This is a genomic window from Marinomonas posidonica IVIA-Po-181 (genome assembly GCF_000214215.1).
GTDB lineage: Bacteria > Pseudomonadota > Gammaproteobacteria > Pseudomonadales > Marinomonadaceae > Marinomonas > Marinomonas posidonica.
Genome location: NC_015559.1, coordinates 274,629 through 295,416, shown reverse-complemented (window position 1 = coordinate 295,416; position 20,788 = coordinate 274,629). Strand labels below are relative to the sequence as shown.

Annotated in this window: 19 protein-coding genes; 8 read left to right on the top strand and 11 right to left on the bottom strand. The window is 45.7% G+C overall.

Annotated features, from left to right (window positions below; genetic code table 11):
* Window positions 1–58: 58 nt before the first annotated feature.
* Both ribD and nrdR read right to left on the bottom strand, forming a co-directional pair.
* Complete coding sequence (ribD, locus tag MAR181_RS01335) at window positions 59–1,204, bottom strand: bifunctional diaminohydroxyphosphoribosylaminopyrimidine deaminase/5-amino-6-(5-phosphoribosylamino)uracil reductase RibD (RefSeq protein WP_013794812.1); 1,146 nt, start codon at window positions 1,202–1,204, stop codon at window positions 59–61.
* The gene (gene nrdR / locus MAR181_RS01330) at window positions 1,194–1,691 is read right to left on the bottom strand and encodes a transcriptional regulator NrdR (RefSeq protein ID WP_013794811.1); all 498 of its coding nucleotides are present in this window, start codon (window positions 1,689–1,691) and stop codon (window positions 1,194–1,196) included. Before nrdR ends, ribD begins: the two co-directional genes overlap by 11 nt.
* 135 nt (window positions 1,692–1,826) lie before the next feature.
* Between nrdR and MAR181_RS01325 the strand changes: the two genes are divergently transcribed.
* Window positions 1,827–2,741 carry a DMT family transporter gene (locus tag MAR181_RS01325; RefSeq protein ID WP_013794810.1) on the top strand — a complete coding sequence of 305 codons (915 nt, stop codon included), beginning with the start codon at window positions 1,827–1,829 and terminating at the stop codon, window positions 2,739–2,741.
* A gap of 192 nt (window positions 2,742–2,933) precedes the next feature.
* Window positions 2,934–4,595 carry an energy-dependent translational throttle protein EttA gene (ettA, locus tag MAR181_RS01320; protein ID WP_013794809.1) on the top strand — a complete coding sequence of 554 codons (1,662 nt, stop codon included), beginning with the start codon at window positions 2,934–2,936 and terminating at the stop codon, window positions 4,593–4,595.
* 217 nt (window positions 4,596–4,812) lie between these two features.
* Here the strand turns inward: ettA and MAR181_RS01315 are convergent, their stop codons facing one another.
* From MAR181_RS01315 to MAR181_RS01305, 3 genes are all read right to left on the bottom strand, one after another.
* Window positions 4,813–5,115 (bottom strand): helix-turn-helix domain-containing protein, encoded by a 303-nt coding sequence (locus MAR181_RS01315; RefSeq protein ID WP_013794808.1) that lies wholly within the window; start codon window positions 5,113–5,115, stop codon window positions 4,813–4,815.
* Window positions 5,108–5,536, bottom strand: a complete 429-nt coding sequence (locus tag MAR181_RS01310; protein WP_245546195.1) for a type II toxin-antitoxin system RelE/ParE family toxin — start codon at window positions 5,534–5,536, stop codon at window positions 5,108–5,110. The genes MAR181_RS01315 and MAR181_RS01310 overlap by 8 nt, the downstream gene beginning before the upstream one ends.
* A 275-nt stretch (window positions 5,537–5,811) precedes the next feature.
* A complete protein-coding gene (locus tag MAR181_RS01305; protein WP_013794806.1) occupies window positions 5,812–6,765 on the bottom strand; it encodes a DMT family transporter in 954 nt (317 codons plus the stop codon).
* A 122-nt stretch (window positions 6,766–6,887) separates the two neighbouring features.
* On the opposite strand from MAR181_RS01305, the gene MAR181_RS01300 reads away from it, so the two are divergent.
* Window positions 6,888–7,367 (top strand): Lrp/AsnC family transcriptional regulator, encoded by a 480-nt coding sequence (locus tag MAR181_RS01300; RefSeq protein WP_013794805.1) that lies wholly within the window; start codon window positions 6,888–6,890, stop codon window positions 7,365–7,367.
* A 69-nt stretch (window positions 7,368–7,436) separates the two neighbouring features.
* On the opposite strand, the gene MAR181_RS01295 is transcribed toward MAR181_RS01300, so the two are convergent.
* The gene (locus tag MAR181_RS01295; RefSeq protein ID WP_013794804.1) at window positions 7,437–9,050 is read right to left on the bottom strand and encodes a methyl-accepting chemotaxis protein; all 1,614 of its coding nucleotides are present in this window, start codon (window positions 9,048–9,050) and stop codon (window positions 7,437–7,439) included.
* 344 nt (window positions 9,051–9,394) lie between these two features.
* Here MAR181_RS01295 and MAR181_RS01290 point away from each other — a divergent pair, with 344 nt between their 5' ends.
* Complete coding sequence (locus tag MAR181_RS01290; protein WP_013794803.1) at window positions 9,395–10,717, top strand: DUF2868 domain-containing protein; 1,323 nt, start codon at window positions 9,395–9,397, stop codon at window positions 10,715–10,717.
* 9 nt (window positions 10,718–10,726) lie between these two features.
* A complete protein-coding gene (locus MAR181_RS01285) occupies window positions 10,727–12,091 on the top strand; it encodes a DUF3482 domain-containing protein (protein WP_245546194.1) in 1,365 nt (454 codons plus the stop codon).
* Here the strand turns inward: MAR181_RS01285 and MAR181_RS01280 are convergent.
* Both MAR181_RS01280 and MAR181_RS01275 read right to left on the bottom strand, forming a co-directional pair.
* Window positions 12,074–12,796 (bottom strand): 1-acylglycerol-3-phosphate O-acyltransferase, encoded by a 723-nt coding sequence (locus MAR181_RS01280; protein ID WP_013794801.1) that lies wholly within the window; start codon window positions 12,794–12,796, stop codon window positions 12,074–12,076. The two genes, MAR181_RS01285 and MAR181_RS01280, sit on opposite strands and share 18 nt — an antisense overlap.
* A gap of 20 nt (window positions 12,797–12,816) precedes the next feature.
* Window positions 12,817–15,141, bottom strand: a complete 2,325-nt coding sequence (locus MAR181_RS01275; RefSeq protein ID WP_013794800.1) for a putative bifunctional diguanylate cyclase/phosphodiesterase — start codon at window positions 15,139–15,141, stop codon at window positions 12,817–12,819.
* A gap of 151 nt (window positions 15,142–15,292) precedes the next feature.
* Here MAR181_RS01275 and MAR181_RS01270 point away from each other — a divergent pair, with 151 nt between their 5' ends.
* Window positions 15,293–16,369, top strand: coding sequence for a carbohydrate kinase (locus tag MAR181_RS01270; protein WP_013794799.1), 1,077 nt, complete (start codon window positions 15,293–15,295; stop codon window positions 16,367–16,369).
* Window positions 16,366–17,271 (top strand): pseudouridine-5'-phosphate glycosidase, encoded by a 906-nt coding sequence (locus tag MAR181_RS01265; protein WP_013794798.1) that lies wholly within the window; start codon window positions 16,366–16,368, stop codon window positions 17,269–17,271. Before MAR181_RS01270 ends, MAR181_RS01265 begins: the two co-directional genes overlap by 4 nt.
* A gap of 41 nt (window positions 17,272–17,312) precedes the next feature.
* Here MAR181_RS01265 and rlmF read toward each other — a convergent pair whose 3' ends face one another.
* Together rlmF and MAR181_RS01255 are read right to left on the bottom strand one after the other, a co-directional pair.
* Complete coding sequence (gene rlmF, locus MAR181_RS01260) at window positions 17,313–18,311, bottom strand: 23S rRNA (adenine(1618)-N(6))-methyltransferase RlmF (RefSeq protein ID WP_013794797.1); 999 nt, start codon at window positions 18,309–18,311, stop codon at window positions 17,313–17,315.
* A gap of 65 nt (window positions 18,312–18,376) precedes the next feature.
* A complete protein-coding gene (locus MAR181_RS01255; protein WP_013794796.1) occupies window positions 18,377–19,315 on the bottom strand; it encodes a LysR family transcriptional regulator in 939 nt (312 codons plus the stop codon).
* Window positions 19,316–19,422: 107 nt separating this feature from the next.
* Here MAR181_RS01255 and MAR181_RS01250 point away from each other — a divergent pair, with 107 nt between their 5' ends.
* Window positions 19,423–20,382, top strand: a complete 960-nt coding sequence (locus MAR181_RS01250; RefSeq protein ID WP_013794795.1) for a DMT family transporter — start codon at window positions 19,423–19,425, stop codon at window positions 20,380–20,382.
* A gap of 9 nt (window positions 20,383–20,391) precedes the next feature.
* On the opposite strand, the gene MAR181_RS01245 is transcribed toward MAR181_RS01250, so the two are convergent.
* Window positions 20,392–20,742, bottom strand: coding sequence for a DUF6164 family protein (locus tag MAR181_RS01245; protein ID WP_013794794.1), 351 nt, complete (start codon window positions 20,740–20,742; stop codon window positions 20,392–20,394).
* Between the last annotated feature and the right edge of the window lie 46 nt (window positions 20,743–20,788).

Below are 20,788 nucleotides of genomic sequence, written 5' to 3'. Positions count from 1 at the left end.
TTTTTCCGCTTTCCTCAAAAAAGCGAGTGAAAGCAATGACTCAGTGATCGATACCCACTCATTCTTGCTGGTCTTCTGACTCATCAAGATAAACCGGTTGATACACCAAGCGAAGATCTTGCCCCACCTGACGCACAGACTTTAATTGCAAATCTACCGCATCCGCCATCACCTCTAAGGGTAGCTGAAATAAGGCACGAGCATTGGAACCCAGTAATTTTGGTGCCATATACACAATGATTTCATCAATCAAGCCTGCCTGTAAAAAACCACCTGCTAGCTCGGCGCCAGTTTCCAGCAAAACCTCATTAATGCCCATATCCGCCAATTGTTCCATGGCATCAACCAGATCCAAGCGACCATCGTCTCCGGGTGACGAAAATTTCACCTGCACACCTTTTTGCTGCAATGTCTCCAAATGCTCGGCTTCCACTTCCTCTTCAATGGCAAATACACATGCCTGTGAACTAGGGTAGAGAATTTTTGCTTCCGGCAGAACAGAAAGCGCCGTGTCCATAATGACACGCAAAGGTTGACGAACCGTCTTGGCATCGACTTCCTGACCTTGTTCATCAATGCGTACTGTCATACTGGGGTTATCGGCTAATACCGACCCAATGCCCGTTACAATTGCATCACTTTGAGCACGCCATTTCTGTACATCCAAGCGCGCATCGCCCCCTGTAATCCACTGACTTTCACCGGATTCCATGGCCGTTCGACCATCTAGACTCATGGCCAATTTCACTCGAACAAAGGGTAAGCCTTCGCGCATGCGTTTATTGAAGCCTGGGTTTAAAGCGTTACATTCGGCTTCTAGGATGGGCCCGATGACCTCTATTCCAGCGGCTTTGAGTTTCGCCAAGCCATTGCCCGCCACCTCCGGATTCGGATCTTGCAAGCCATACACAACACAAGCCACTCCCGCTTTAATCAGTGCGTCAGCACAAGGCGGTGTTTTGCCCTGATGACTGCAAGGCTCTAAAGTGACATACGCGGTCGCACCGCTAACATCTTGCTTGGCATCCGCTAAAGCATTGACTTCAGCATGACCTTCACCGGCTTTCTCGTGGTAACCTTGTCCAATCAATTCATCTTGTTTCACCAGCACGCAGCCCACTCTTGGGTTTGGGTGTGTGGTAAACAGGCCTTTTTGAGCGAGTTGCAGCGCTTTGGCCATCCAATATTCGTGGTTATGCATCATCTTTGTCTTCTTCAATGGCGGTTGGCAATGCCACACTGTGGCTTTCAAGGCGGTCAATGGCCTCACGAAATTCGCTGATGTCTTTAAAGCTTCGATACACAGAAGCAAAGCGAACATAAGCAACTTGATCAAGTCGCTGAAGCTCTTCCATGACCGCTTCCCCAGTCCAACGAGACGGCAATTCCCGCTCACCTGTCGCTTGCATTTTTTCTTTAATACGCGTAATCGCGGTTTCCACCGCTTCCATACTCACTGGGCGTTTTTCAATGGCTTTAAGTATGCCATTGCGTAATTTGTCATCGTCGAACGACTCTCGGCTGCCATCACTCTTGATCAATTTAGGCATTTGTAATTCAGCCACTTCAAAAGTGGTGAAGCGCTCCTGACAGTGAATGCAAGTGCGCCGACGTCGAACCTGTGCGCCTTCTGACACAAGTCGAGAATCCACTACTTTAGTATCTTGAGTTCCACAAAAAGGGCATCGCATAGTGCTTCCAATATCACAGGTTTGATGTAAGAATGTTTGGCTATTATTTCTGGCTCAGATGATACCAACCCCATTCTTAGATAGCCACTAAGCGCGCTGTTTGCTCGCCCAGTAAATACATTAATAAGGAATCTAATGGCTTTTGCTGAATTATCCGGTCTGGTCGCTGCCTTATGCTGGACCTTATCCAGCTTGATGGCACCACGACTGATTCTTCGCTTTGGCACCATGCGCTTTAATACCTGTCGAATCACCATCGCCAGCAGCATTTTATTAATACTCTGTTTGGCGACTAATCGCTTTGACGACACACTTTGGCAACATGCTGAGCTTGTTATGCTATCTGGTGTATTGGGTATTTTCTTAGGCGATACCATGCTCTTCACCGCCGTTCATCGCCTTGGACCAAGACGAGCTGGCGTTTTATTCTCAATGAACGCTCCCATTTCCATTGTATTAGGCTGGCTCTTCCTCAATGAACATCTGTCCATTCTGCAATTATTTGCCTGTGGATTGGTGTTAACCGGTGTCATCATCGCCATCTTATTTGGCAAACGCGACAATGCCCATGCTTGGGAACAAACCCGAGGCCATCTGGGATTTGGCATTACCATGGCCCTGGGTGGTGCTCTTGGACAAGCCAGTGGTGCTTTATTGAGTAAGCCGGCGTTGCTCAGCGGGGCCGATCCGATTGCCGTCTCTGGCCTGCGGGTTACCACAGGGGCGATCGCCTTAATTCTGGCCTACAGTTTGTACTATCGTCACAAGCAACCAGTCGACGCCATCCCTTTTTCACAACTGACAAAACGAGACTTTATCGGCATCAGTGCTCTAGCGACCATCGGCATGGTCATAGGCATGAGCGTGTTAGTCTGGGGGGTTGGCAATGCGAATGTGGGTATTGTCACGACCTTATCTGCGGTCGTTCCGGTGCTTATTCTCCCTGGTTTATGGATTACCACAGGACAACGTCCAGCATTTGGCGCTTGGCTGGGGGCCATTCTGGTGGTGATTGGTGCTGGTTTAATTATGCAATTTAGTCACTCATAGCCCTCACTTAAAATGAACGCCAGAAAATAATATAGAATTTGCGTTTCTTGCCTGTGGTTATATTTTTCCCCCTGTTCCCATGTGCTATTCTTAGCGCACTTATATATCAGCGTGCTATCCCATCATGAAGCCTATCGACATTAATCATGATAAAGCGCGTTTTATCAATCTCAGGAATAAGTTGGCTCTGTTATGGCTCAGTTTGTATACAGTATGAATCGCGTAGGAAAAGTCGTTCCTCCTAAACGCGAAATTCTTAAAGACATTTCTCTTTCTTTCTTCCCTGGTGCCAAAATCGGCGTATTGGGTCTTAACGGTTCTGGTAAATCCACACTGTTACGCATCATGGCAGGCGTCGATACCGAACATAATGGTGAAGCGCGTCCGATGCCGGGAATCAAAATCGGCTACTTGGAACAAGAACCTCACCTTGACCCCACTAAAAACGTTCGCGGCATAGTGGAAGAAGCCTTCACCGATGTCATCGAGGCCATGGCACGCTTAGATGCGGTATACGCTGAATACGCTGAACCGGATGCCGACTTCGATGCGCTAGCAAAAGAGCAAGGTCAATTGGAAGCCTTGATCGAAGCAAAAGAAGGTCACAATTTAGAACGCGCCTTAGAAGTTGCTGCAGAAGCACTGCGCCTGCCACCTTGGGAAGCCAATGTTGAACACCTTTCCGGTGGTGAGCGTCGTCGCGTGGCATTGTGTCGTCTATTGCTCGACAAGCCAGACATGATCCTTCTAGACGAACCAACCAACCACTTGGATGCCGAATCCGTTGCTTGGTTAGAGCGCTTCTTGAAAGATTACCCAGGTACCGTGGTCGCCATTACCCACGACCGTTACTTCCTAGACAACGCTGCTGGTTGGATTCTGGAACTGGACCGTGGTCACGGCATTCCATACGAAGGCAACTACTCGTCTTGGCTAGAGCAAAAAGATGCACGACTTGCAAGTGAAGCCAAGCAACAAGCCTCTCACCAAAAAGCCATTAAGTCTGAGCTTGAATGGGTTCGTCAAAACGCCAAAGGTCGTCAGTCTAAGTCCAAAGCACGTTTAGCCCGTTTCGAAGAAATGAACTCTCAAGAGTTCCAAGACCGCAACGAAACCAACGAATTGTACATTCCGCCTGGACCTCGCCTTGGCTCTAAAGTGATCGAGATCGAAGGCGTGAGCAAAAGCTTCGAACATAAAATGCTACTAGAAGACTTCAACATGGTGGTGCCGCAGGGTGCGATTGTTGGTGTGGTCGGTGGTAACGGTGCCGGTAAATCGACGCTGTTCAAAATGATTGCTGGTATTGAGCAACCTGATACAGGCACAGTCACAATAGGTGAGACAGTTCAGCTTGCTTACGTTGACCAAATGCGTGAATTGGATGGCGACAAAACCGTCTTCGAAGAAATTTCAGATGGCCAAGACATGATCACGGTTCACAACTACAAGGTGCCGTCTCGTGCTTACATTGGTCGCTTTAACTTCAAAGGATCTGATCAACAAAAATTCGTTAAGCACTTGTCCGGTGGGGAACGTAACCGTTTGCACCTTGCCAAACTGCTAAAAGAAGGGGGCAACGTCTTGCTACTGGATGAGCCGACCAACGACCTTGATGTTGAAACCTTACGTTCATTGGAAGACGCGCTATTAGCCTTCCCAGGCGCTGCCATTGTGATTTCCCATGACCGTTGGTTCCTTGACCGTATCGCAACCCACATCCTAGCGTACGAAGGTGACTCAAAAGCCGTCTTCTTCGAAGGTAACTACGCAGAATACGAAGCTGACTACAAACAACGTACCGGCAACGATGCGACACCAACGCGTATTAAATACAAACGCATTGATGCGTAATTAGCTCGACTTCGTTTAGAAAACAAAAAACCGCTTGCAGAAATGGAAGCGGTTTTTTTATGGAGAAGCTAATCTTTACTTATTTCTTAACGTTTTATAAATACAACACACTTTATACAGCTCTGCTAATTTTTCCGATCTTTAAGTTGGAAAAGGCGCATAAAAAAAATTTTATAGTATTCCAAATCAATTCCCTAATAAATGAAAATTACATTAATCAAGCAATCACTTCTATACCCTTTCTCTCAACAAGAGACAGCATTTTCAGCGCAGCGCCTCTGGGTTTACTTTCGCCCTGTTCCCATTTTTTAACAAGCTTATCGCTGACGTTAAGATATTGTGCAAACACAGGTTGAGAAAGGTTGTTGGCGAGTCTTAGTTTCTTGACTTGTTCAGGCGTGAAGTCATGAATAGAGGTTAAGCATAAGGCATCAAATTGACGCATGGTGGTTTTATCAATCGCTCCCGCTTTTCTAAGACCTTTGGCTGTCTTATGAACAGACTTTAAAATATCACTCATGATGACCTCCTTCTTGGCAATCTTCTACTTTGATTAACTCTTTCGAAGCTATCAAACTTTCTAGTTCACTTTGGCTAAAACTAATAAGGACTTGAGCTAGTTCCCTTAGCGCTATTTGCTCTTTTTTGGTGATGTTAGCGCGTTTGTTTTTAGCAAAGGCATACAAGAAAAAATACTTCTCTCCAATGACAGCACCAATAATTGTTCGATAATCGCCACTCTTGCCTTTGCTTTCTGTTGCCACTCTCTTTTTATAGAGAGAGCCACCTAGGTCAGCATCCAATAATCCTCTCTGGATCTCATCACACGCTTCAATAAGATCCTTATTAGACAAACGATCTTTTTTAGTTAAAGAACAAAACTCTTTGGTTTTATAAATCAAAAGTATACCCTCCATGGGTAGCATTTCAACAATACTCAACACATCCTGTGTTTGTTTTTAGCTTACCACCTATTAACCGCAACACTCTCTTCGACGTCTACGACAAAAAAAGCGCAATTTTTATGCAGGATTTACCACTACCACTTTATCAATTTTAGTAAGAAATATTTGAGCCATCTAACAAGCTCGTAAAGATAAGATAAGCGATTTGACGAACGTTAATTGAAAAACAATGAGTAAAAGAAAAGGACTTGTTAGGACGTCCTTCAACGCCCTATCAAAACAGAAAAGATCATGTAGTCGATACCGTGAGGTTAGCGCTTCTTCAAAATACCACTGGCAATTAACACCCCTGTGGCCACCAACCCTAACCCAACAATCGAGTAGACCTCTAATGTTTCTCCCAGCACGGGAATCGCGATCAATGAGGCTAAAACAGGCGTGAAGGCACCAATGGCGGCCATGTTTTCAGCTCCTAGCTTATGAATTGCATAGCCATAAGTGAAACCCGTTAAGAGACCAACCAATAAGCTTTGCACAACAAACTGTAAGGCGATCATGCTCCATGATGTCTCACTGAATCCACTAGACACTAATCCGGAACCCCACAACGCAATCAAGACTAACAAGGAGACAAAACCCATCAGTGCGGTTGACAGTAAAGGAGGTAAACCAGCAATCCGTAAGCTGACCGTATAAATTGCCCAAAATACACTTGCCGCAAGCAATAATAAGTCACCTTTCCAAGTGCCTTCTGCAGCCGTTAGAGTGGATAATCCCAATAATACAAGCACACCAGTACACACGAGACTCAAGCCAATTTTGCGCGCACGAGTGACTTTTTCTTGATAAAACACCACGGCTAATAAGGTAACAAAAAAAGGGTATGCGCCTAAAATCAGCAATCCAGCATGGGAGGCTGGTGCGTACTTTAAGCCGGTTGCACTCAAGAAGAAAAACGGTACACCTGCACCACATACAATGCCCAATAATAGGGTTGGGGAAACCGCTTTTATCTGCTCTCGTCCTCGCCACAAAATGGGCAATAACACTAAAGCTGGAGGCGAATACCGTAACAACCCCAAGTCAAATTGGGTCAGAGTATTGGTCACACCAGCACGCATACTAACGAGCCAAGAAGCCCAAATCAGAATGCACATAAACGCGGCCAACAGACCCAGTTTAAAGCCCCAGCCTGTGGCATATTGCTTATACTGAGGAGTATGCTGAGCTGGATTGGAATAGTGTTGGGTTGCTGTTTGAGCCATACGCACCTCGCCGGATAATATTAGGTCCTATTATCCATACAAAAGCGAGGGCATGTCCTTGCTATTTACCCCCTTTATCGTCTATTTTTTAGCATATATAGCCCTTTAAAAAGACCAATAATATGAAATATGCCAATTTAGACAAAACTGACTTAGACATTCTCACCAAACTTCAGGAGGATGGTCGTCTTAGCAATGTCGCCCTAGCTGACGACATACACCTATCCCCTTCGCCGTGTCTACGTCGCGTTAAGCAGTTGGAAGCACAAGGCGTGATACAAGGCTACCATGCAAGAATCGACCGATTAAAGGCGGGGTTCTCCATGACAGTTTTTGTCGAAGTCAGACTGAATAAACACGCTGATGATCATCACATCGCCTTCGAAAATGCGATCATTGAAATGGAGGACATCATCAGTGCTCATCTGGTTTCAGGGTTAGCGGATTACAAACTAGAAGTCGTCGCGCGAGACTTGCCAGATTACGAAAGCATTTTAAAGCAGATTCAATCCTTGCCACATGTGAAAGACATTCAAAGCTATTTTGCGATTCGCTCTGTTAAAACCTCAGCACCACTGCCTTTGGCCAAAACCATGCTATAAGCATAAGACATAAAAAAAACCGCCAAGGGATCCCTTGGCGGTTTTTGAAGGACTGGATTCGACTGAAGACTAAACTTTAAAGCTGCCGACTTGCTTATCAAGCGCTTCGTATAGGTCAGAAATATCACCCGACTGTTTCTTAATATTGTCCGAAACAGACTGAACTGAATCTGTTTGCTCTTTCAAAGACACCATATTTTGATTGATGTCGTTCGCTACAATCGACTGCTCTTGTGTCGCTTGTGCTGTTTGAGCTGCCATTTCTTGAACTTTCGCAAAGGATTCTTGCAAGTCTTGGAAGGCTTTGGTCACATCACCAAAATTGTTCACCGTAAAGTCGGCATTGTTACGGCTATTCTGAATGGCTTTTGAAGACTCTGCGACATTGACTTTCAACTGCTCAATCATGGCTTCAATTTCATTAGTACTGTCTTGAGTTCGGGTTGCCAATGTACGGACTTCATCCGCGACTACCGCGAAACCACGACCTTGCTCACCTGCACGAGCCGCCTCAATGGCCGCGTTAAGGGCCAACAAGTTAGTCTGCTCAGCAATGTTTCGAATCACTTCTAATACAGAAGCAATGCTCTCAGAGCTCTTGTGCAACTCGTCAGATCGACCAAGCGCGAGTTCAATATCTGACACCAATTCGGTCACAGCTGAGTGAGATTTATTCACTGCCGTAATACCGTTTTCCGTCAAACTGCTCGAATTGTTGGCTTCATTCGCCGCATCACGAGCGACCGCCGCCATTTGTTGATTCGACATATCCATTTGATGACCAGCACTCACAATTGACGCGGATGCATTGGCCAGTGACCCTGTGATTTCCGAGGTTTGCAACGCAGCATTATTCAACTCCCCCGTCACCTTGCCTAAGGCATTGGCTTGCTGATGGATGTTAGAAATAATGCTTCTAAGGTTGTCGACAAAACCGTTAAATTCGCCTGCAAGATCGCCTAGTTCATCCTTGGTTGAGAACTCAATACGCTGAGTTAAATCCCCATCGCCTTCTGAGATTTCACGAATTCGTTGGCCAAGGTAACGTACTTGATCCGTTAATGTTTTAGGTGTTTTATAGCTGAACCATACGGCAATAAGCACACCTATAATAACGACAATGGTGGCAACACGAACTGAGGATTCCAGCTGTGCTTCAAGAATATTTTTGCTTTTAACAGCGTGTTCATTAATGGCCACACCTGCCGCATCCAAAATATCTCGCATGCTGCTAAAGGTATCATTAGACAGTGTTTCTGCCGCTTCAAAATTAGCAGAATTACTGTCTAGGTTAACCAACGCATCTGATGCGGCTACCCAAGCATTAAATGCACTTTCAAAATCGCCCAGATTGTTCACCACTTCTGGTGCCACTGACATATGCTTTTTGTACAAAGCAAAGCGATCACTTACCTGCTGAATATTCTCGGTACGATTGGCTTCTTCACTTTCGGACTCTCCTAATCCAACAACAAGACGCTGTTCAGCCAATTTGGCTTGATACGCGTCACGGTCGGCATTCAAAATGACTGAAATCGCCTTTTCATAATTGTTGGTATGCTCATTTAGCGACGCTTTTAATTGATTAATGATGAATCCCATAGAAAGCATTGCGATAATAAAAGTTATCGCCATGACGATAACCGGCAGTGAACTTTTAACTCTGACCGAATTTAAACGCATTCTAAACCTCCTAGAAATTACGCGTTGTTATTTAGGGCAATAGTAGGCGGTGGCTGGTCATGAATTCAATCAGGATTAACAAATACACACACTAACCCTGTAGGATTTTACCTACAAAGAAAAAAAGACACGTTAAATCAAAAAAACAATGATTTACATCATAAGAAGTGGATATTTTCGGCGAAAAAACATGAAGTATGTCATAAGAATGATAGTTATTTTTTTTGGTAAATGCCAATCAATCAACTAATTTTGCCTTTCCTGCTGACTTCGCGTACAAGATAAATAACGTTTTTGCTCAAGGCAAAGCGACTTTCTGTAAGGCATATGAGACTCCATTGGTTATGACGTTTCCATCACAAGATGACAAATTAGTATTAGCGGCCTATTTAGAAAGCCATTCCACGTTTACTTTACCAAGTCATGCTAACAATCTACATCAGGCTCTAGCACACCTTGAAGTAGGTGACGCTGATCACACACCATTATCCCAATTCATCAAACTCAAGCATGGTTTTAATCGTGGCGTGCTGATGTTATTCATCTTGGCGTTTATTCTCGGGGCTATGATAGTGCCGAGCAGTTTTCTGACTCATGCCAGCCAACAGATCAATATTTTCTGGTTACTCATCAGTTTGCTAGGATTTCATTTCATCAATCTTATTGTGTGGGGACTCAGCCTCGTACTGGCGTCTCTTAAACGACCCCGTCATCCCTCTTTTATCTGGCTAAATGCCCTGTCTTTCATAAATACTAAAATCTGTCGGGTTTTTCGCATCTCACCCAACATTGGTAATGCTTTCTGGCACTGGCAATGCCCAAAGCACAGCCAAGCATGGTTGGCGAGCAGTCTTTCCCATGGCGCATGGGGATGTTACCTACTGGCGGGCTGGTTGATGACATTACTCTTACTGCTAACCAATCAAGTCAGTTTTGTTTGGGAAACAACCCTACTAACGCCAGACAGTTTCTTACGCCTTACGCAATGTCTCAGCGGACCTTTATATTGGCTCGGCGTTTCGCTTCCCTCTCATACAGACATTTTAATCAGTCGCCTTGATCAGGCTGTACAAAGTGATCTTACTCGACAACATTGGGCAAATTTCCTACTGGCCAGTTTGTTTGTTTACGGTATTCTGCCTAGATTTGCTTTATTGGCCTTGAGTCTAATGAACTATCATCTAACAAGGCTAAAGCGTCCCTTGAGTTCACAAGAAAATATCATCAAAGCACGATATTCTGTTCAGGAAACACACCTCAATCAGCTTCTGGATGAAGACACTCAAACGCCAACATCACATCCCAGCGTGACAAATGACTGCACCACCATCTGTTCATCCGCTCTTACAGGGCACTGGGGATTATTTGAATGGAGCGCATTACCGCCAGAACCTTTAGCCCAAGCCAGTCATGTGGATGTTTTAAATGATCGAACGCAGCAACAAGCCTTTATCGCTATACCCACTAGTCAGCTGCTTTATGTTCTAGTGAATACCGCTCAAAGCCCTGATCGTGGCAGCCACCGTTTCTTTCAGAGTCTGGCCCAAACACACCCAAATCTAAAAATGGTGATGCAAAAAAATTCGTCAGACCAATTTTCAAAAGACTGGATCCGTCTCGCTAGCGACCTAAAGCTGTCAACACCACAATGGATGATAGAGGATTAAGTGATGACCATGTCATTATTAGTAGTGGGTCATGCCAACACCGGAAAAACCTCACTGATTCGTACTTTATTGCGCCGTCACGATTTTGGTGAGGTCAATGATCAAGCCGGAACCACTCGTCATGTTGAAAGTGTCGACATTGAGATGGCAGGGCAAAACATCCTCACTCTAATCGACACCCCTGGCTTTGAAGATTCGATTGGGCTTTGGGAATGCCGCCATCAGCCACCGTTTAACGAGCTGTCTGGACGAGATTGGTTAATGGCCTTTTGTCACAGCCCACTGGCTGATAATGAGTTCGAACAAGAAGCTAAGATACTAAAGCAACTGACCTTGACCGACATTATTCTCTATGTCATCGACTTACGTCAGGCTCCATTGGGAAAATACTTAGACGAACTCTCGCTCTTAGCCAGTGCTAACAAACCCATTATTCCCATCCTAAACTTCAGTGCAAGCCCAAGCTCGCACCATCAGGCTTGGCGACAGATTCTCACCGAACGGCACCTGCATGCCGTCGTAAAATACGATTCTGTGGCCTTCTATTTTGAAGATGAAAAGCGCCTTTATCAAAGCCTCCAAAGCCTGATGCCGGACCAATACGATGCTTTGAAAGCATTGATTCTCGCGCGAGAAGAAGCCGCTCAACTGAGACTTAGCGCTGCGATCAGCTTACTCGCTGAATGGTTAACCAATGCTGCCAGCTTCCGCAGCCTCTGCGATCAATATCCAGCGTCTAATGAGCAAACAAACCAGTTTGAAGAGCACATCAAAGCACTCGAGAACCAATACATTCAACAGCTATTAAAACTTTATGATTTTCGCCCTGACGACCTAGTACAGAGTCAATTTCATATCCAGTACGATCGCTGGCAACAAGATATGTTTGATAAAGAGGTATTGAAAGAATGGGGCATAGAAACAGGAACCAGCGCCCTAACCGGGGCGGCTATTGGCGCCGGCATTGATATGATATCGGCAGGACTGACTCTCGGCACCGCCACCAGTGTCGGCGCTCTATTAGGTGCTGGCTGGCAAACCGGAAAACATTACAAAGACACGATTAAAAGCAAACTCACCAAACAATATTTTTTGTGTTTAGAAAACAGCACCTTAACTCTATTGAGTTTGCGAGGGCTGGATGCCATTCGTCATTTACATCAGCGAGGACATGCATCACAGCAGCCTTTTCAACTCAGCAAAAATCATGCTTCGGACAACGCGGCCCTACGAAAATTGCCATTCTATTGGCGACAAGCTAAGCAACATCCTAACTGGTATCAAGCCGACCATCCCCTTAAAACAGAGGTGGAGGACACTTTGACACAAGCATTACAGTCAAAGTTGAACGATGACTCATCTGGTCTTAGCTAGCTCATCATCAAGCCGTCGTTGAGTCGCATGCATGTGCCGTTCGCAATCCGTCATAATGTTTATTACATCGGTCTCATGTAAGCCCGTGGTATCGATCGGCTCCAGCATTTCAACAATGACCTTGCCATTATGCAATCGGTTAAGCTTAACCTGATTGTGAGTACTGCTGCACACCACCGGAATCACTGGCACTCCGGCTTGCACCGCCGCGTGAAATGCGCCTCGCTTAAAGGGTAACCAACCGCGTCCTCGACTGCGCGTTCCTTCTGGAAACATCCAAATAGATAAGCCGGTACGCTTCATCCCATTCACTACCTGATCTATGGTGGCGATGGCTTTTTTTCGATCGTTACGATTGATTAGAATGTTGCCACTTACCCAGTACAGCAGGCCAAAGAAGGGGATCCAACGCAAGCTGGTTTTGCCGACCGTCACCATGCCTTTTGGCACGACTGTCGCCAACGTAAACAAATCAAAATTATTTTGATGATTGGCGACATACACAGCTTGAGGTACTTGTTTCGCGGCCTCGGACACACGACCTTCAACCGACAAGCCAAATAAAGGCCCAACCTGTGCAAACACTCGACCAAGGTAATAGACACGGTTTTTTGATTTTAAGGTCAATAAGCAAAAGACAATCCCAAATAGGGTGACTAACACAATCAATATCAGCAGTGCCGCCATCCGTATCAAAAGCAACATATTGAATTTCACCTCACAAATTACGACGAGTAAGATTCAGATACCCTATTAAACGCTTCACGCCAAGCAAAAAATGCCTCGCTACCAAGAGGCTTTGAAAAGAAGTAACCCTGTATTTTATCACAGTGAAACTCCCTCAAAAGTGCCACACTCTGGGCATTTTCGGCACCCTCTGCCGTGACCTGAAAGCCCAAACTATGAGATAGATCGATACTGGCTTTAGTGATCGAGGCATCTTCTTGCTTCGTATCGATATATTGGATGAAGGCTCGATCTATCTTCACTTCGTTGACAGGTAAATCCCGAAGATAAGCAAGCGATGATTGTCCTGTCCCAAAGTCATCAATGGCCAAATGAATGCCCATGTTTTGTAATGATTCAAGCACGCTAATGACCTTATTTCTGTCTGACATTACAGCGCTTTCCGTCACCTCTAAGGCTAGGGCTTGTACCGGCAATTGATTCGCCTCAAGCGCCAACGACACGATTAAAGGTAACTCTTCATTAATGAGGTCATGAGCAGATAAGTTCACAGCCACCCGAATCTGATGACCTTGTTGCCACCACTGACTCAATTGCATCAATACGGTATTAAGCACCCATTTCGTCAAAACTTGAATACTGCCGGCGTGTTCTAACAGCGCAATAAATTCGTCGGGAGGAATAAAGCCCAACTCTGGATGAATCCAACGAATTAAGGCTTCCGCTTCATGGCAATCGTCTTGCGCCACACCAACTTTAGGCTGATACACTACAAACAATTGATTCGCTTCTAACGCGGCAGGAAGATCACGAATAATGGTTAACTGACGACGGTGATTCTCGTCTTCGCCAACGTGATAGAAAGCACAACCATCACTTTCTTCCTTGGCTTTTTCAGCCACAATATCAAGACGTCTTAACACCGCATTCACGCTTTCTGTCGCGTGTTCCAGAGGTAAAACACCAATACTAACGTCAATGCGAATTTCTGAACCTGGCTCAATTTCAAGTTCGTCATTCATGACTTCTTTCAAATCAGTGCAATCCTGAGCCGTAATGTTACGCTGAAAAATCAATAGAAACTTATCGTCTCCTAAACGTGCAATCATGTCTGCTTGGCAAGCCCACTCTTGCAGTCGATTCGCCACCTTACCGAGCAAAATATTACCTAGATCAAACCCCAGCATATTATTGATGTCGCGAAAGCGACGAATGTTCAACAATAAAAGTCCGCCTTCCTTCGCTGGCAACGCATCTTGCAGATACAGTTCGACAGCACTTTGATTATTCAACCCAGTTAGCATGTCGTGAGAGGCGCGAAAAGTCAGCTCTTCTTCACGCATTAAAATAGAGTGCTGCATGGTTTTCATGGTGTTAGACAAAACCCCAAACTCACCCGTCATGTTTGGCACAGTCAACTCAGCTCGTTGTACGCTTTTCCCTATGCTGGTCGCGAATTCAACCAAATGGCCAATAGGGCGCGTCATATTACGCGCCAATGCCACACCCAGAAGCAAAGCTAAGGCCAAGGCACCCGCAAAAATGCCCAACAATTGGTTGCGCGTGAAGTTATAACTTTCTTTCCAGGGCCCATAAGGTAAATGAATCATCCCCCACTGGTTTTTCACCCCTAGATCGACCGCCAAAGACAGGTACTTTTCATCGTTCGAAAACGCCGGCTCTTGCAAAATATCTTCGATTTTTTCGATTTCACTTAACAGTTGTCCCCCTTCTGCTGATGGCAAGGTGGTGCCACCAAAGTGAATCTGCTCATCTTGGTTTTTATAAACAAAGCTGATGTCGAGTCCCGTCACCCCTTTAATCTCTTCCGCCAGAGACTGATCCAATAAAAACGCCATGCCGACCCAAGCTACGATATTAGGCGACCTCACAGGCACCAGTACCAATTGGTAAGCCAGATCGCCAAGCGCAATCATGGTACTAATGGACGAGCCACCGGAACGTCTTGCAGCAAAGACTAAATCCGCCACGGCATCGCTGGCATTCAGCTCTTGAGTCATGGTAATAACGTCACCCGACGGGGAGACTAAAAGAGACACATCCGCGTTAATCCGCGCGCCGTGATTTTGTAAGACAGAACGAATGGTGCCGGTTTCTTTGGTCGCAACCGCTTGTTTGAAGCCAAAATCCGAGGTCAAAATTTCTACCCCTTTGGTGAGCTGCTCAGCCCTGGCTTCTAATAACAAATCAAAGACATTGCGAGACACATCAATCGATTGCACCCCCTGTCGATAGTTATCCTCTTTTAAAGACGACAAAACAGCCAGTGCTGTTCCCAACTGGGCAAAGGCCAATAAAGCCAAAACAAATAAAATCAGTCGCGCCTGAAAGCTGCTGAACACCTTACATCCTCATGTTGATCTTGCTCGCCACATTTCTTGAATATTGAATAATAGGGCTTATCGAATATTTATGCCACATTGGACAAAAAGGCTTGTCATAAGAAAAACTCTAACATAAGTTATTTGTTTCAACTTTTGTTAAAGATGAATTATGAAAGAACAAACCTTGCGCGTTTATGAAGCAATTAAACAAGATCCGTTAGCTTCGCAAAAAGCCCTCGCTGATCGACTCAATATGACTCGTGAGTCAGTCGCCAGCCACATTATGCAGCTAACAAGACAAGGCTATATCTTAGGTAAAGGTTATCTTCTAGCGGAACAAGATGCCTATGTTGTGATTGGTGGAGCCAACGTCGACATTAATGGTAATAGCCTTGCCCAATGGCTACCCCAAGACTCCAACCCAGGTCAAATCAACCAAAGTCCCGGTGGCGTTGGCCGTAACATTGCGGAAAACTTAGCTCGCTTAGGTGAAAAAGTACATCTGATTGCCCCTATTGGTTTAGACCAACGCGGCGACTGGCTAATCGAGCAGACTCGAACCAGCGGAGTAGATACTCATCACGTGATTCGCCATGACACCTTACCAACGGGGACTTATCTGGCAATCAGTAATGAAGTCGGTCAGTTGCAAGCTGCCATTGCCGATATGCGCATTATTGACACATTAGAACCCCATCGCTTAGCGGCTAAAACAGCCTTACTACAAGGTGCGCGAGGCATTATTGTAGACGCAAATTTATCGCAAGAGTGCATAACCTGGTTAGCTCAACAAGCCATTAATGCCACCTTCATTGCCGATGCGGTATCCGCTGCTAAAGCGCCAAAACTATTACCTATTCTCGCCCATCTAGATGTCCTAAAGGTCAATCAAGATGAAGCCAGAGCCATACTCAACAGTCAAGAAAAAGACCCCAAACAGCTCGTGCAAGCCCTACAAAAACATGGGGTCAACACCGTTCTACTGAGTCTTGGAAGCCAAGGCTTACTACTTGCCGATGCATCGGGACATCATTATCAAACCTGCCACCCAACGACGCCGACTAGCGACACAGGTGCAGGCGATGCTCTACTTTCGGGCTATTTGAGCGCTTGCGAACAATTCGAACAAACACCACAACGACTCTCTTTTGCACTGGCTTGTGCAGCCATGACCTTAGAGAGCCCTCATGCTAATCACCCTGAACTCAGTGTTCAAAATGTCACTCAATGGATGCAAACACTATGAACCAATTTCTTGATATTCACCCAGAAGTCGCTGAAGCCATAGCTTCCGGTAAGCCCGTTGTGGCACTAGAAAGCACCATTATTTCCCATGGTATGCCTTGGCCTCAAAATGCGGAAACCGCCAAAAAAGTCGAGCAAATCATTCGTGACAATGGCGCCATTCCCGCCACCATCGCGATTATCGACGGTCGTTTAAAAGCTGGTCTAAGCAATGACGAAATCGACACATTGGCAAAAGCCGGTCTGTCTGTGACCAAATGCTCACGTCGGGATCTACCCTTTGTGGTCGCACAAAAACAACACGGTGCCACTACCGTTGCCGCCACTATGATCATCGCCTCTATGGCGGGCATTAGAGTGTTCGCAACAGGTGGCATTGGTGGCGTTCACCGTGGCGCACAACAGACATTTGACATATCAGCAGACCTTCAAGAGTTGGCCAAAACCAATGTCGCGGTGGTTTGTGCGGGAGCGAAGTCGATTTTGGATTTGGCCTTAACTCGCGAGTACTTAGAGACTCAAGGTGTCCCAGTGTTAGGCTATAAGACGGATGCCTTACCGGCTTTCTATACACGCGAGAGTGATCAGACCGTGGATTACAACATGGCTAGCGCCAAGGACATTGCACAATTTATTAGCGCCAAATGGCACATGCAATTACATGGCGGGACTGTGATTGCCAACCCGATCCCAGAAGAGTTTGCAATGGACAAAAAGGCGATTGATTCTGCCATCAATCAAGCCCTGGCAGAAATGGAAGAACAAGGAGTGGGTGGTAAAGAATCTACGCCTTTCTTACTAGCACGTGTTGCTGAGCTGACTGGCGGTAATAGTCTCGCCAGCAATATTCAATTAGTGTTTAACAACGCCCGTCTGGCCGCTGAAATCGCCACGGCGTTATAACCAAACACACAAAGATGACACAGCGACATCATGGTTAGCAACTACTGCTGCCAATAATGGTCGCGCCAATAGTCGATTTGATCGTCTGCCAGGAAACTCCAGGCGACAAACCGACTGATTTTTTGACCTTGCGCCATCTCAACCACTTTTACTTGCCTTGCTCCAACGTCTTTTAGGGCTTTTTGGATGGTGTCTAAATTGCTTTGTCGAGCCACTAACGAGGTAAACCAAAAGCATTGATCGCGATAGGCGATACTTTCCTTAACCATACGTATAATAAAACCCGCTTCGCCACCGTCACACCACAGCTCAGGAGCCGTTCCTCCAAAGTTAAGTGATGTTTTTTGAGGGGCATTTTTTCGAGCCATATTTGACGTCCCTTTTACACCACGCCACTTACGCTGGGACTCTTCTAACATGGCCGATTCGCTGGTATGGAATGGCGGATTACATAAGGTCAGGTCAAAACGTTCATCAGCCTGCCAAATGTCTTTGAAAATCGCTTTCTCCGACGCTTGTTGTCGTACACTCACTGCATTTTTCAAACAGGGATTGGACTTTATAATGGTCGAGCAAGTGGCTATCGCAATGGGATTCACATCGGAGCCCACAAATTGCCAGCCATATTCCTGATGTCCCACTATCGGATACACACAATTTGCCCCAACGCCAACGTCCAACACTTTGACATTTTTACCACGCGGAATAACGCCCTCATGACTGGCCGCCAAAAGGTCAGCCAAATAATGGATGTAATCAGCACGACCTGGGATTGGTGGACATAAAAAGCCTGTTGGAATGTCCCAAAACGCTACCCCATAAAAATGATTTAACAAAGCACGATTGAGCGTTTTCACCGCATCAGGGTTCGCAAAATCAATCGATTCATTGCCATATTTATTGAGCTGAATGTAATGGGATAACTCAGGACAAGAATCCGCCAGCAAGGCAAAATCATAACGTGCACGATGAGGATTGCGAGAATGCAACTCTAGTTTGTTACTACGTTTACCATTGGTATGCTTGCTTTTATGAGCCACAGAGTCGCCGTTGTTGGTTGCTAAAAGATAAGTATAACCGAATTCCTAAGCTGGCAAGAAGCACCTTAACCAAGGTGATCAGGATAAGGCACCAAAGATTGCACCACCTCTCGCGCCATTTGTCGAAACCATTCAGCAGCGGGGTCACCCGACGAGGTTCTAGGCCAACACAAATAGTAATGCACATCAGGAAACTCGAACGGAAGATCTTTCATCACTAAGCCAAATACCTGTTGAAATCGAGAGGGCAATAAACCACTGGTACTAAGCAGCAACTGGGTTCTCGAAACCGTTTCCAACGCGGCCATAAAATAAGGCGTTCGGAATGCGAATCGTCGCTCTTTTGCTCTTTCACCCAATAGAGAGTCACTCACGACTCGCATTGAACCGCCCATGTTCACCAACACATGCTGATAACGCATGTAATCGTCTAATGTCAGCTTGGGTTGATTCGCAAGAGGGTGTGACTGAGACATAATGCAGCGAAATTTTTCACGACCAAATAAAGTCCGTTTAAAATGATTCGGCACCTCTATGTAATCACTGCATAAATACAAATCACCAGACTGTTCGGTCTGCCTCAATAAACTGGTTTCGGTAATGGTGGTGGTTTCTAAGGACGCCATCGGCGCCTCTCGATAAAACCGTTCCGCGATCGACGGTACATAAGCCTGCGCTTGGTAGTGAGTGGTGAACAAGCGGAACACACGTCGACTGGTATTAGGGTCGAAATCCGGTGAGACCTGCATGCTGGCCATCTGCTCAAGCATGAGTTTAATCGGACCTTCGAGCTCTAAGGCTTTAGCGGTGGGCGCCATTCCGCTCGATGTTCGAATGAATAACGGATCATCAAATGCATGACGCAAGCGCATCAGCAAACGACTCATGGCGGATTGACTTAAAGACATGCGCTGTGCCGCACGGCTAACATGTCGTTCTTCAAGCAATAAAATTAAACCTGTTAAGGCTTTTAAATCAAGTTGCTGCAATGCATTCGATATCATAACCAAAACCCATTTATTGCATAATGATTAGAAACATTATGCATTGGATAACATGATTAAGACACGGCATTCTTTGCCTATATTGTTCCCTTTCATGAGAGACGGTCATGCTGAACGCCAAACAGACTTTTTTATACGGACTCTTCTTCAGTGCCATCACGGTATTGTTTTGGGGGATGTTACCCATTGCGTTAAAGCTCTCTGGTGATTTCTCTGATCCGATTACCTTAACTTGGCTAAGATTCTGCGTCGCCGGTCTTTTGCTGGGAGCTTGGCAATGGCAGCGTGGTCAGTTGCAGGAATTTCGCCGCCTCTCTCGCCAACAATGGTTACGGCTGTTTGCGGCTGGGAGCTTTTTGATCATCAACTACACCTGCTTTGCCTGGAGCTTATCTTATATGTTGCCAGGCTCTGCTCAGTTGAGCTTTCAAAGTGCGCCTTTATTCCTGGCCTTAGGCGGACTGTTTTTTCTACAAGAGAAGGTAAACTGGCAACAATGGCTTTGCTTTGCAGGAATAGGATTAGGCATGCTGATCTTCTTTCACCCGATTCTTGGACAAGCGGATCACGCCAATATGTGGTTAGGATTTTTTATTATTCAGATCTCAGCCTCTGCTTGGTCGTGCTACGCCTTATTGCAAAAATCGCTCTTTAGATACTTATCGCCAAGCAATATTTTATTGGCCATTTATGCCTATGCCAGCATCGTCATGCTGCCATTTGCTAGACTAAGTGATCTCACTGGTTTATCGAATGACGAATTTTGGATTGCGGCTTTTTGCTGTCTTAATACCTTGATCGCTTATGGCGCGTTTGCTCAAGCCATGCGTTATTGGCAAACCGTGCAAGTCAGCGCATCCGTGGCGCTAACTCCGGTTATGGCCTTTATCCTAACGGAACTGGTGATGTTTTTCGGATGGTGGACAACACTCATTGAAAGCTCTCATGCGGATGTATTGAGCTTGTTTGGCATGTTCATCGTCATTCTTTGCGCCATCAAGGTTCAACTCATCAGCGCTCAGTCACAGCGTGCCAATGTTGCTAAAAGCACATTAACAAACACTTAAAGCTAAAGATTACGACGACAAGATGAAAGGTAGAATCGATACGCTTAAAATCAAGCCTATGGCTAAAAGCGTAAACAGGGCTTCTGCTGGATTTTGACGTGCATGCTGCAAATACCCTAATAGATACTCACCAACACTAGGGGTTGTCATATGACGACTGCGTTCAAGCTGATCTTCGCGGATCAGAGCTCGTGCTTGTTCGGCCTGCTGCTTATCTCTTACCCAAAGACCGGCCATAGAGATTTGCCAACGACCCGCACTGGTTTCATAAAAATCAATATCATGTTCCGTGAGAAGTTGACGGATATCATCGGCTTCTTCCTCAGGAACATATTTTAATCGAAACACCAAAGTCGCCATGCGAATCGCTCTTTGAAAATAAAAGGGAGCAAAGAGTAAGAGAAGG